At 72.0% G+C, this 12,647-nt stretch carries 12 protein-coding genes; 9 read left to right on the top strand and 3 right to left on the bottom strand.

Translation table 11 applies throughout. The features are described from left to right. From VF794_RS01660 to VF794_RS01635, 6 genes are all read left to right on the top strand, one after another. A partial coding sequence (locus VF794_RS01660) for a hybrid sensor histidine kinase/response regulator (protein ID WP_331107043.1) occupies positions 1-1,009 on the top strand: 1,009 nt, incomplete at its 5' end. An 80-nt stretch (positions 1,010-1,089) separates the two neighbouring features. Further along, positions 1,090-2,235, top strand: a complete 1,146-nt coding sequence (locus VF794_RS01655; RefSeq protein WP_331107041.1) for an acyltransferase — start codon at positions 1,090-1,092, stop codon at positions 2,233-2,235. Between the two features lie 40 nt (positions 2,236-2,275). Then, positions 2,276-3,511: a cytochrome P450 gene (locus VF794_RS01650; protein WP_331107039.1), complete on the top strand. Its 1,236-nt coding sequence runs from the start codon at positions 2,276-2,278 to the stop codon at positions 3,509-3,511. Between the two features lie 102 nt (positions 3,512-3,613). Next, on the top strand, positions 3,614-4,024 hold the full coding sequence (locus VF794_RS01645; RefSeq protein ID WP_331107038.1) for a hypothetical protein: 411 nt from the start codon (positions 3,614-3,616) through the stop codon (positions 4,022-4,024). Between the two features lie 147 nt (positions 4,025-4,171). Next, a complete protein-coding gene (locus VF794_RS01640) occupies positions 4,172-4,606 on the top strand; it encodes a CBS domain-containing protein (RefSeq protein WP_331107037.1) in 435 nt (144 codons plus the stop codon). Between the two features lie 95 nt (positions 4,607-4,701). Continuing rightward, positions 4,702-5,847: a site-2 protease family protein gene (locus VF794_RS01635; RefSeq protein ID WP_331107035.1), complete on the top strand. Its 1,146-nt coding sequence runs from the start codon at positions 4,702-4,704 to the stop codon at positions 5,845-5,847. Between the two features lie 12 nt (positions 5,848-5,859). On the opposite strand, the gene VF794_RS01630 is transcribed toward VF794_RS01635, so the two are convergent. Beyond that, positions 5,860-6,747 carry a hypothetical protein gene (locus tag VF794_RS01630; RefSeq protein WP_331107033.1) on the bottom strand — a complete coding sequence of 296 codons (888 nt, stop codon included), beginning with the start codon at positions 6,745-6,747 and terminating at the stop codon, positions 5,860-5,862. Positions 6,748-7,078: 331 nt separating this feature from the next. On the opposite strand from VF794_RS01630, the gene ggt reads away from it, so the two are divergent. Beyond that, positions 7,079-8,902, top strand: a complete 1,824-nt coding sequence (ggt, locus tag VF794_RS01625) for a gamma-glutamyltransferase (RefSeq protein WP_331107031.1) — start codon at positions 7,079-7,081, stop codon at positions 8,900-8,902. A 4-nt stretch (positions 8,903-8,906) separates the two neighbouring features. Here ggt and VF794_RS01620 read toward each other — a convergent pair whose 3' ends face one another. Both VF794_RS01620 and VF794_RS01615 read right to left on the bottom strand, forming a co-directional pair. Beyond that, positions 8,907-9,758: a hypothetical protein gene (locus VF794_RS01620; RefSeq protein ID WP_331107030.1), complete on the bottom strand. Its 852-nt coding sequence runs from the start codon at positions 9,756-9,758 to the stop codon at positions 8,907-8,909. Between the two features lie 3 nt (positions 9,759-9,761). Then, positions 9,762-10,364, bottom strand: coding sequence for a hypothetical protein (locus tag VF794_RS01615; RefSeq protein ID WP_331107029.1), 603 nt, complete (start codon positions 10,362-10,364; stop codon positions 9,762-9,764). A gap of 231 nt (positions 10,365-10,595) precedes the next feature. Here VF794_RS01615 and egtB point away from each other — a divergent pair, with 231 nt between their 5' ends. Both egtB and VF794_RS01605 read left to right on the top strand, forming a co-directional pair. Continuing rightward, positions 10,596-11,930 (top strand): ergothioneine biosynthesis protein EgtB, encoded by a 1,335-nt coding sequence (gene egtB, locus VF794_RS01610; RefSeq protein WP_331107027.1) that lies wholly within the window; start codon positions 10,596-10,598, stop codon positions 11,928-11,930. A gap of 4 nt (positions 11,931-11,934) precedes the next feature. Next, a partial coding sequence (locus tag VF794_RS01605; protein ID WP_331107025.1) for an L-histidine N(alpha)-methyltransferase occupies positions 11,935-12,647 on the top strand: 713 nt, incomplete at its 3' end.

The raw sequence follows: 12,647 nt of genomic DNA, 5'->3' as shown, positions 1-12,647 counted from the left end.
GCTCGCGCGGGACGAGGTGACGCCGCGGGACGTGGCCGAGCTGCGCGAGGTGGTGGACGAGACGCTCGAGGGCACCGGGCGCGTCCGGGCCATCGTCCAGGACCTGAAGGCCTTCACGCGCTCGGAGGAGGAGCGCTTCGGCCCGGTGGAGCTCCCCCAGGTCATCGATGGCGCGCAGCGGCTGGTGCGCCACCAGTTGCAGGACCAGGCCCGGCTGGTGCGCGAGCTGGACGCGGTGCCACCCGTCTTCGGCAACGCGGCGCGCCTGGGCCAGGTGCTGGTGAACCTGCTCGTCAACGCGCTCCAGGCCTTCTCCGAGCGCGATCCCCAGCGCAACCGCATCCGCGTCCTGGTCCGGGCGGGGGGGCCGGGACAGGTGCTGGTGGAGGTCGAGGACAATGGGCGGGGCATGGCCCCCGAGGTGCTCGAGAACCTCTTCAGCCCCTTCTTCACCACCAAGCCGGTGGGAGAGGGCACGGGCCTGGGACTGGCCATCAGCCAATCCATCATCCAATCCATGGGCGGGCGCATCGAGGTGCACAGCACGCCGGGACAGGGCAGCACCTTCCGGCTGGTGCTGCCGGTCTTCTCGGGACAGGTGCCGGAGCCCCGCGCGCCCGAGCAGCCCGGCCCGCGAAGCCAGCCCCGCCGCCGGCTGCTGCTGATCGACGACGAGCCCACGGTGGGGACCGCGGTGCGGGAGCTGCTCCTGGAGTCCTACGAGGTGGACCTCGTCGCGGGGGGGCGGGCGGCGCTCCAGCTCCTCGCCCGGGGCGAGCGCTATGACGCCGTCCTCTGCGACGTGGTCATGCCGGGGATGAGCGGCCTGGACTTCGTCACCGAGCTGGAGCGGCTCGAGCCGGGCCTCGCCCGACGCACGGGGCTGATGACGGGCGCCGTCATCACCCCCCAGACCCGGGCCTTCATCACCGCCCGCGCCAGCGACTTCCTCCAGAAGCCCTTCGAACCCGAGGCCCTGCTGCGCTTCGTGGAGCGGTTGCTCTCCTGAACCGCGCGCCTCGCGCCCCCACGCATGGACTGGAATTGTCCATTCCTGCTACAAAGAGGGGGGGGCGGGAGGTTTTCCAAGTGCGTAGGGCCTACGATGACTTCCTGAACACCCGCTTCTTCGCGGGGCTGGATGGGCTGCGGTGCTTGAGCATCGTCGCCGTGGTGGCCTACCACGTGAGCGGCGCGCACTCGGGCCTCGTGGGCCGGGGCTACCTCGGCGTGGCCCTCTTCTTCGCCATCAGCGGCTTCCTCATCACCACCCTGCTGCTGCGCGAGCGCGACCAGGTGGGCCACATCTCCCTGCGCGGCTTCCTCGCCCGCCGCGCCCTGCGCATCTTCCCCCTCTACTACGCGGTGCTGGCCCTCTACACCGCCGTGGTGTTCTTCCTCGAGAAGGACCTGGGGGTGCGCGCGGACTTCTTCGCCAACCTCCCCTCCTTCCTCACCTACACGAGCAACTGGTTCGTCCCCGAGAGCCCCGACAAGCGCGTCATCTTCTACTTCGCCTGGTCGCTGGCCACCGAGGAGCAGTTCTACCTGGTGTGGCCCCTGGTGCTCAGCCTGTCGCGCCGCGCCTGGGTGCCGGTGCTCTTCATGGGCGCGCTGCTCGCCGTGTCCCTGGGGGCCCCGTGGCTCGTCTCGCTGGGGCTGTTGGAGCCGGGCCACTTCGCCACCCGCGTGCTCACCAGCATCTCCGCCTCCATCTGCCTGGGCAGCCTCGCCGCCTTCGCGGTGCACTCGCCCCGGGGCTTCGCCTGGGTGTACCCGGTGCTCGGTCAGGTGTGGAGCGTGCCCCTGCTGCTCGTGCTGCTCCTGGGCGCCGTGGCCTGGTACCCCACGCCCCCGGGGCTCACCTCCCTGGTGATGGTGTCGCTCGTGGTGGCCACCTGCCTGCGCCCCCGCCAGCCCCTGTCCGCCGTGATGAGCCACCCCTGGGTGCGCTACGTGGGCACCATCAGCTACGGCATCTACCTGCTGCACATGCTCGTGCTCAACGCGGTGCGGCGCGCCGTGCCCGGCCAGGGCTCCGGCGTCCAGCTCGTGCTCACCTTCGCGCTCACCGTGCTCGTCGCCGGGCTGAGCTACCGCTACTTCGAGCGCTGGTTCCTCCAGCTCAAGGAGCGCTTCGACTGGCGCGGGTACGCGCGCCCCCTGCCCGCCGCTCCCCCGGCCCCCCTGCCGGGCCTGCTCGCGCTGGCCTCCAAGGCGGACCCGGCTCCGTAGGGCCTCTCTCCTCGGACCCGAAAGCTGGGAAGATGGGTGGATGCCCTCTTCCCTCGGTCAGGACTTCAAGCCCCTCGAGTCCCCGCAGCTCGAGAACCCCTTCCCCTTCTACGCCCGGCTGCGCCGCGAGGCCCCCGTCACCTTCGCCCCCGCCTTCCACTTCTGGCTCGTCAGCCGCTACCAGGACGTGCAGACCGTCCTCAAGGACGCCCGGCGCTTCAGCTCGCGCGACGCCCTGCGCCCGCCCATCGAGCTGCCCCCCTCCATCCAGGCCATCCTCAAGGAGGCGGACTACTCCCCCGACTACCCCCTGCTCGGGGATGATCCGCCGGGCCACACCCGCGTGCGCGGCCTCGTGGGCAAGGCCTTCAACCTCAACCGCGTCACCGACCTGGCGCCCCACATCCGCAAGAGCGCCAGCGCCCACCTCGACGCGCTCGTGCGCAAGGGACAGGGCGCGGACTTCATCTCCACCCTGGCCGGCCCCCTGCCCATGCAGGTCATCACCGAGCTGCTCGGCATCCCCGAGCGAGACCGGGAGCAGCTGCGCCAGTGGTGCGATGACGAGAAGCTCTTCTTCATCCCCAACCTGCCCCCCGAGCAGCACGTGCGCGCCGCCCGAGGCGCCGCCGACTTCCGCCTCTACCTGCGCCGCCTCATCGAGGAGCGGCGCAAGAGCCCCCGGGAGGACCTGCTCACCTCGCTGCTCGACGCGCGGCTCGAGGGCGAGCGCCCCTTGAGCACCCAGGAGCTGGTGGCCCTCTCGTGCGTGCTGATGTTCGCCGGCCAGGAGACCACCACCAACCTGCTCGGCACCACCGTCCTCCACCTGCTGCGCCACCCCGGCCTGTGGCAGAAGCTGAGCAAGAACCCCTCCGGCATCCGCAACACGCTGGAGGAGGTGATGCGCTTCGACGCGCCCGTGGTGGGCATGATGCGCACCACCACCGAGCCCGTGCAGCTCTCGGGCACCTCGCTGCCGGCGGGCGCGCGGCTCTTCCTCCTCTTCGCCTCGGCCAACCATGACGAGGCCCTCTTCGAGCAGCCCGAGCGCTTCGACCCCGAGCGCGCCAGCGCGGCGCGCCACGTGGGCTTCGGCCACGGCATCCACTACTGCGTGGGCGCCCCCCTGGCGAGGCTCGAGGCGCAAATCACCCTGGAGCTGATGCTCGAGCGGCTGCCCAACCTGCGCCTGGTGCCCGGCGAGTCCGTGCCCTACCTGCCCAACCTCATCCACCGCGGCCCCCGGCGCCTGCGCGTGGAGTGGGGCGCGTAGCCCTGGGGCGACCCCTCTTCTTCCGGGGGGCTCGCCTCGCGGCAATGTCAGACAGCCCACGTATTGTGTTTTCCAGTAGCCACTGGAAGCACGAGGTGCGGCATGAGCTGGATTGTCTATTTGATGGGAGCGGCGGGATTCGACTCGGTGCGGGACTTCCCCGAGGGCTGGTCCGCCCCGCCGCTGGGCCCGCGCGAGGTCGTCATCCGCCGCATCCGCGAGGCGCTCCCCTCCGTCATCTTCTCGCACCCCGCCGAGGGCACCTACCACGGCGAGGGTTTCTCCCTCACCTTCGAGCTGGGCCCCTGGGAGCCGACGCCCCGGGTGAAGGTGTCTGTGCATGGCATGGGGGACGAGGTGATGGACGTCATCGGCCGGGTGACCGAGGCGCTCGAGGTGCGCGCGCTCGACACCGGAGTGGGAGACTTCCTGCGCTTGCGCAAGGACCCGGACACCGGCCGCCACGTCTGGCGCGATGCCCCCACCCCGGGCCAGTGGGTCGCCCCCGCTTGAGCCGTCCCCAGTGAGCCCCTGGTCGCCCGCATGCCCTCCGGGGTGACGGCCCTGTCCCGCGTTGCCCCTCGCCGGGATGCTCCCCACGGTTCTCTCTAGAGAGAGCGCGGGTGTCCGGCGCCCCGCGGCACCCCAAAAGGAGCGGCCATGGCCAGGAAGATTCGTGAAGTGATGACGCGCGACGTGGAAGTCATCAACCCCAATGACACCCTCCGCGACGCCGCCGAGAAGATGCGCAGCCTCAACGTCGGTCCCCTCCCCGTCTGCGACGGGCAGCGCGTGTTGGGAATGATCACCGACCGCGACATCGTCGTGCGCGCCATCGCCCTCGGCAGGGACCCCAACACCACCCAGGTCGCCGACGCGATGAGCTCCGGCATCGAGTACTGCTTCGACGAGGATGACGTCGACGACGTGCTCAACCGGATGAAGGAGACGCAGATCCGCCGCTTCATCGTCGTCGACCAGGACAAGAAGCTGGTGGGCATCGTCGCCATCGGCGACCTGTCCGGCGAGGTCAGCCAGGAGAAGGTCGGCGAGGCGCTCTCGGGCATCTCCGAGCCCTCCAGCCCCAACGTCTGACGCCCCCTCCGACGCCTCCTCGGGCTCCGGCCGGGCCGTGTCCCGCCGGAGCCCTCCGTCCGTCCTGCCCGCTACCTTCAGAGCGAGGTGTCACCGTGCGCGGAGCCTTCCGAATCGCCACCCTGCGGGGCATTCCCCTCCGGGTGCACTACTCCTTCCTTCTCGTCCTGCCCTTCCTCGTCCTGCTCTTCGGCCAGGCCTTCCGCGCCGCCGCCGAGGCCGCCCAGGTTCCCCCCGAGCGTCTCCTGGGCTCGCCCTACCTGTGGGGCCTGGGGCTCGCCGTCTCCCTCTTCCTCGCCGTGCTCGTGCACGAGCTCGCCCACTCCCTCTACGCCCTGCGCAAGGGCGGTGAGGTCTCCGACATCACCCTGATGATGATCGGCGGCGTCTCGCGCATCACCCGCATGCCCGAGGGCCCCCGGCAGGAGGCCGTCATGGCCTTCGCGGGGCCCGCCACCAGCCTCGTGCTCGGAGGGCTCTTCCTCGCCCTGTCCGTGCCCCTGGCCCACGCGCGCTCCTACAACCTGTACTTCGCCGTCTTCTACCTGGGCTCGCTCAACGTCTTCCTCGGCCTCTTCAACCTGCTGCCCGCCTTCCCCATGGACGGCGGCCGCATCCTCCGCGCGCTGCTCGCCGGGCGGCTGGGCCGGGTGCGCGCCACGCGGGTAGCCGGTGCCATCGGCAAGCTGTTCGCCGTCGTCTTCGGCCTGCTCGGCCTCTTCGGCGGCAACTTCATCCTCGTCATCATCGCCTTCTTCGTCTTCATGGGCGCCGAGGGCGAGTCGCGCCAGGTGGACATGGAGTCGCGGCTGGCACGCGTGCGGGTGCGCGAGCTGATGGTGGCGCGCACGGCCTCGGTGGACGCGGAGGACTCGCTCGGGGAGGTGGCCGAGCGCATGCGGCTCGAGCGGCGGCGCGCCCTGCCGGTGGTGGAGGGCGGGCGCGTGGTGGGGCTGGTGCTGCTGGCCTCCGTGCGGCAGGTGCCCGCCGAGCGGCGCGCCCAGGTGCGGGTGCGCCAGGTGGCCCAGCCCGTGCCCGAGCTCACCCCGGAGGCCACCGCCTGGGAAGCCCTCAAGGAGATGGGCCAGCGCCGGTTGCCTCAACTGCCCGTGGTGCAGGACGGCGTGCTGGTGGGCACCGTCACCCAGGACGACGTCATGCGGGGCCTGGAGCTGCGCGAGCTGGAGGACACCCACCCCCAGGGCCCCTGGGGGCTCGGCCGGCGCGAGTCGCCCACTTGAGTGCCCCGGGCTTCAGCGGCCCGCCTCCGGCAGCCCGAGCGCCCTCGCGAGCCGCTTCACCGCCCCCCGCTCCGGCGAGCGCACCCCGCCCCACCACCCGCGCACGCCGCTGGAGGCCCGGGCCACGCGCCAGCCCACGTCCAGGAGGCAGCGCTGGAGGCGCTGGGACTCGCCCAGGCCCAGCCGGTGCGACACGCGCTCGCACAGCGGGCCCAGGGGCGCCAGGGCCAGGGGCGCACCGAGGGGCGCCTCGGACGCCTCGAATTCACGCAGCGCCTCGCCACACACGCGGCGCACCAGCGGGCTGCGCGAGTCCAGCTCCGCCCGCAGCGAGCGCCGGAAGGCCTCGCGCGCCTGGGGACGCACCGGGCCGCCCGCGGTGGCCACGCTCAAGAAGGCACGCTGGGGCGCCTCGTAGAGGGCCCGCCACTCCTCCTCGGAGAAGCCGCAGCGCGCGAAGGCCGCTGGCACCGGGCTGAAGCGCGAGCTGGTGGGCTCGTCCCACACCTCCGGCCGGCCCAGCCGCTCCAGCCGCTGGGCCTCGGCGCGCTTCACGTAGCGCTGCACCAGCACCAGCCCGCCCCCCTGGCCGCGCTCGCCCGCCTCCACCCGCACCCCGTCCGTGCGCTCGCCCCCCACCTCCAGCTCGCAGTCGAGCGTGATGGCGTAGGCCTCCACCTCGCGGCCCGGGTCGTTGATGATGCTGTCCGCCCTCGAGAGCGCCCGCTCCGTGTCCACGTCTCCCAGGCCGAAGTGCATCCACCGGCCCCGTGAGTCCAGCGCCTTCAGGAAGGGCGTGAAGGCATGCGCCACCGTCCGCGCTACCTCCAGTCCATCCTCCAACGCGAGCAGGGCCAGGCTCCTCAGTCTGTCACTGGCGGGCAAGAGCGCTTGATTCATGAGTTCCCCCGATGTCCGCGGCCGCTGCCGTCCATCCCCTCGACACCGACATGAACCGACATGGTATGCATGGGGCCCGGGCCCGACGAATCGGCCCCACCCCGCTTCGCCGCGAAGCCAACACCCGCGAGGGCGCGCGTGTGCGGTGCAAGGCATTGGCGCGCGCTGAACTCCCCGAAGGCCGAGCGAGCGGTGGGAAGCAGACAAGACACCGGGCTCACGCGGACGAGCCACCAGCCGCCTGGCTGGACGCCCGCCCGACCCGTGGCCGGAGCGCCTCCCGGGGTACTCTGCGCCCGCGCGCACCTCCCTCCCCTCCCCTGGACTCCGCATGCGACGGCTCCTCTTCAGCGCCAGTGCCTCCCTGTGTCTGGGCCTCGTCCCCGGCTGCGCCACCCTGCCCGCGCCCGGCCCGACGCCCGCGCCCCTCCCCTCGCCCACCGCCACCGGCCGCGGGGGCGCCGCCGCCACCGTGGACGTGCGGGCCACCGCCGCCGCCATCGACATCCTCCGGGCCGGGGGCAACGCCGTCGACGCCGCCGTGGCCGCCGCCAGCGTGCTCGGCGTCACCGACCCCTACTCCTGTGGCATCGGCGGCGGCGGCTTCATGCTCGTCTACCTCGCCCGGGAGGGGCGCGTCGTCACCCTGGACCACCGCGAGACGGCACCCCAGGCCCTGGAGCGCTCGCGCCTCTACGAGAACGGCGCCCCCATCCCCTTGGAGCCACTCGTCACCAGCGGCCTGTCCGTGGGCGTCCCCGGCTCGCTGCTCGGCTGGGACGAGGCCCTGCGCCGCCATGGCTCCCGCCCGCTCGCCACCGTGCTCCAGCCCGCCATCCGCGTCGCCGAGCAGGGCTTCGACGTGGACCCCACCTTCTTCGAGCAGACCCGTCACAACGTCGAGCGCTTCCGGGACTTCTCCAGCTCCGCCGCCCTCTTCCTCGGCCCGGATGGGCAGCCCTGGCCCGTCGGCTCCACCTTCAAGAACCCGGGCCTCGCCCGGACGTACCGGCTCGTCGCCCAGGGGGGCCCCCGCGTCTTCTACCGGGGAGAGATCGCCCGGGCCATCGTCGACACCGTCACCCACCCGCCCGTCGTCCCCGGCGCCGCGCGCACCGTGCGCCCCGGCGTGCTGAGCCTGGAGGACCTCGCCGGCTACGAGGTCCACGTCCGCCCGCCCGTGACGAGCTCCTACCGGGGCTACACCCTGCACGGCATGGGCGCGCCGAGCAGCGGCGGCCTCGCGCTCGCCCTCACCTTCAACCTGCTCGAGGCCTTCTCGCCGGCCTCCCTGTCCCGCGCCGACTTCCTCCACCGCTACCTGGAGGCCTCGCGTCTGGCCTTCGCCGACCGCAACGCCTTCCTGGGGGACCCCGCCTTCGTCTCCGTCCCCGAGGCGGGCCTCCTCTCGCGCGACTACGCCACACAGCGGCGCTCGGCGCTCGACGGGGCCCGGGCCTCCACCCTCGCCGCCGCTCCGGGCAACCCGCTCCCCTTCCAGGGTGGGGCCACCGCCGCGCCCACGTCCCCCGCCGAGCCCCTGCGCCGCGCCGCCGAGGAGACGGTGCTCAACAAGGAGACCACGCACATCACCACCTCGGACGCGGCGGGCAACATCGTCGCGTACACCTGCACCATCGAGGGCGAGGGCGGCAATGGAATGGTCGTCCCCGGCTACGGCTTCCTCCTCAACAACGAGCTGACGGACTTCGACCTGCCGGCCACCATGGACGCGCCCCACCCCAACGCGCCCGCTCCGGGCAAGCGGCCTCGCAGCAGCATGAGCCCCGTGCTCGTGCTCGAGGACGGCGCGCCGGTGCTCGCGCTCGGCAGTCCCGGCGGCTCCACCATCATCACCACCGTGGGCCAGACGCTCGTCAACCACCTCGACTTCGGCATGCCCATCCACGAGGCCCTCGCCGCCCCGCGCGTGTCCCAGCGCAACTCGGCCAACCACGTGAGCCAGGCCGAGCCCGAGTTCCTCTCCACCCCCGAGGCCGCCGCGCTCATCGCCCGGGGCCATGGCTTCACCGACGTGGGGCCCCTGGGCGCCACCACCGCCATCCGCTTCAACGCCGATGGCACCGTCACCGCCGTCGCCGAGCCCCGCCGTCGAGGGGGCGGCAGCGCGATGGTGGTGACTCCGGTGAAGTAGGCCCTCAGACGGGGTGGGCGACCTCGAGCTCGAATCCCTTGGCCTTCAGTTCGCCGAGCAGTCGGCGCAGCCGCTGGGAGACGAGCAGCAGGGGGTCGGGACGGAACGCGCCTCCGTTGCGGCTCCGGTAGCCCACGTACTGCTTCGCGGCGCACAGGTCCGAGCCATCCCAGTCCTCGCGCCGCACGGAGAGCTCCGAAAGGATTCTCAACCCCGCGACGTGCCCCAGCGGGCAGCGGTACTCGCCCTGCTCGTCGGGGTCGAAGGGGTTCAACCCGAAGCGCGTCGCCGGAGCCACGCCCAGCGGACGGGACGTCACCTCGAGTTGGAACCAGGAGTCGATGGTGCCACGCCCGTTCTTGCTCAGCACCGGGAGGAAACGTGCCCCCGTGATGCCGTGCTCGCGCAGAGCCGTGACGAGCCGGGCCGAGAAGAGGATCTCGCTGTACGCGATGGTCCTCGTGATGTCCTTGCCGCGTGGCAGGGAGCCCGGCTCGAGCCTCAACTCGTTGAGCTGGCGGGCCCCGAAGCCACAGTGCGGACAGGCCACTGACTCATCGTACTGCGTGCCGCACACCTCGCCTTCCGGCTCGAAGGCATTGCGGATGTTCAGGGAGAACAGCTCCGCGGCCTCCAACTCCTTCTTCGTGTACGTGCGGCGGATGTCCCAGTACGTGAAGAAGTACAAGCCTTGTTGCTTGAGTTCGCGCTCGACCCTCTCCACCCTCGCATAGCGGATGTCATTCGTGTCCAGCACCAGCTTCCGCATGCTGCGCCCCAACGGCTTTCCATCCTCGGGCGCCAGGAAGCGCCGCGCCTTTTCCTCCGAGATTCTGAACTCGACGGTCTCTCGCATGGCTCACGGGTCCTGGATGCCTATCAACTGGGGAATCGGGTACTCGGCATAGACTTCCATCATGATTTCTCTCGCCCGCGCTTCGCCAGGAGCCCTTTGACCGTAGGCCCACCTCTCCCGGAACGCATTGGTGATGAGCTGGTGATAGGGCGCCGGGAGCTTGAACGTCCGCCCCTTGGCCGGTCCTCCCAGGTACCTTGGCCAGAAGTGGTGCTCCTCGAAGCGGCCCACCTTGTCGGGGTACAGCCGCTCCGCCTCCGCCTTCAGCCGCCAGTACCGGTTCCGCAGCGTCGTCTCGAGGGCCGCGCTCTCGGTCCGCCGTCTCGCTGCTTCGCGCTGCGCCGGCGTCGGCTCCGCGTTGAACACGGGCTCGCGCGGCTCGAGGGGGTTGCGATTGCGGCTCCGACCTCCTCGCCCCGGGCGTGACGGCTCCCGGGGAGGTGGCCCTCGCGACGGGCCCGGTGGGCGCCGCTCCAGCGTGTCCGCCTCCGCTTCCGACGCATCCGCCGCACGCGCTCCCGCCGAGGACCCTGTCGATGGCGCGGCGCACGCGAGCGCCAGCAGCCAGAGCGCCAACACCACCAGCCACGTGCGCGAGCGCTTCATCGTGCCGGACCTCCAGCGGGGGTTGACCTCAGTGTGGCGTGAGTGCCGCGCTCGCTCCGTTCCGAGGCGCTCGCGTGCGTCGTGCGCCCGACAACCCGCCCGGGCGCGTCCGATGGGTGACGCATCTCCAGCCGGGCCTCCCCCCCCTGCGTACAGTCCCACACGGGCGGCTCGCGCCCCGGGGTGGGAAGGCTCGTCGCCCGCCAGGCCGCTCGCTACCTTGACGCCACGATGCGGAGCACCCATGAGGCCCGACGGGACACGGACCAGCGGCAGCCCCGTGCCTGGAAGGCCCGAGCCCTCACCGACCTCTCCGCGGCACGCGCGCGCCTGCTGGGGATGCTCGCGGGCCTCCCCGAGGACGCCCTCACCCGCCAGCACTCGCCCCTCCTGTCCCCCCTCGTCTGGGACGTGGCCCACGTGGCCAACTACGAGGAGCAGTGGCTCCTGCGCCGGCTCGGCGCTCCCGCCTTCACCGACGCCGCCTTCGACGCGCTCTACGACGCGTTCCTCCACCCACGTGCCACGCGCTCGCGACTGCCCCTGCTGTCGCCCGAGCAGGCCTTCGCCTACGCCGCCCGCGTGCGCGAGGCCTCGCTCGAATGGCTCCACGCCCAGCCCGAGGACTCGGAGGACCCGCTGCTGCGCGGCGGCTTCGTCTTCGGCATGGTGGCCCAGCACGAGCAGCAGCACCTGGAGACGCTCGCCGCCACGCTCCAGCTCATGACGAGCCACGCGTACCGGCCCGTCGAGCGCCCCCGCCCGCGCCCCGCCCGTGCCGCCCAGTCCGAGGTCTTCATCCCCGGCGGCCCGGTACGCCTGGGCAGCGAGGCCTCCTGGGCCTACGACAACGAGCGCCCGGCCCACACCGTGGACGTGGAGCCCTTCTTGTTGGACTCGCACCCGGTGACCAACGGGGACTACCTCGTCTTCGTCGAGTCCGGCGGCTACGCGGACGCCCGCTGGTGGGACCCGAAGGGCTTCGAGTGGATTGAGTCGCAGGACATCCACCACCCGCTCTTCTGGCTGCCCCAAACCGGAGGTGGCTGGCTGCGCCGACGCTTCGGCCAGGTGGAGCCCCTCCCCCGGGACGAGCCCGTGCAGCACGTGTGCTGGTACGAGGCGGACGCCTACGCGCGCTGGGCCGGCAAGCGGCTCCCCACGGAGGCCGAGTGGGAGAAGGCGGCGACGGGCTCGGACGGACAGCCCCGCACGTACCCCTGGGGCGAGGCGCCCCCCACGGACGGGCACGCCAACCTCGGCGGGGACACGTGGGGGCCCTCTCCCGTGGGCAGCCATCCGGCGGGGGTGTCCTCCGACGGCGTGTGGGGGCTGCTCGGGGATGTGTGGGAATGGACCTCCAGCACGTTCGACGGCTACCGGGGTTTCCAACCGTTCCCCTACCGTGAGTACTCGGAGGTGTTCTTCGGCCCGGAGTACCGGGTGCTGAGGGGTGGAGCCTGGGCGAGTGCGCCGGTGGCCGTGCGCAACAGCTTCCGCAACTGGGACTACCCCATCCGCCGGCACATCTTCGCCGGCTTCCGCTGTGCACGGGACGCGAGGTGAGGCGATGAGGCACGAGGGGTGGCTGGGACTGGAGCGGGAGCGGGCGCCCTCGGTGACGGTGGAGGTGCACGTGCGGCCGGGGGATGCGCGGCGGGCGCTGCACGCGGAGGTGCTGGCCGGACTGTGCACGGAGGACCGGCCCAAGGAGCTGTCGCCGAAGTGGCTCTATGACGAGCGCGGCAGCCAGCTCTTCGACGAAATCACGCGGCTGCCGGAGTATTACCCGACGCGGCGCGAGCGGGAGATCCTCCAGGCGCGCGCGGGGGACATCGCCCGGGCGAGCGGGGCGGATACGCTGCTGGAGCTGGGCAGCGGGAGCAGCGAGAAGACGCGGCTGCTGCTCAACGCGATGAGGAGCACGGGACAACTGAGGCGCTTCGTGCCCTTCGACGTGAGCGAGCGCTTCCTGAGACAAGCCGCCGAGACGGTGGCGGGCGAGTACCCGGGGCTGCACGTGCACGCCGTGGTGGGGGACTTCGAGCGGCACCTGGGGCGACTGCCGAGGGGAGGCCGGAGGCTGGTGGCGTTCCTCGGGGGAACCATCGGCAACTTGAAGCCGGCCGAGCGCACGCGCTTCTACGCCGAGCTGGCGGCGGGCCTCTCGCCGGGCGAGGGGCTGCTGTTGGGGACGGACCTGCTCAAGTGCAGGAAGCGGCTGTTCGCGGCGTACAACGACAGCGCGCGGGTGACGGCGGACTTCAACCGCAACGTGCTGAG

The organism is Archangium sp. (assembly GCF_036389735.1).
GTDB lineage: Bacteria > Myxococcota > Myxococcia > Myxococcales > Myxococcaceae > Archangium.
This window is presented reverse-complemented; position numbering and strand designations above follow the sequence as displayed.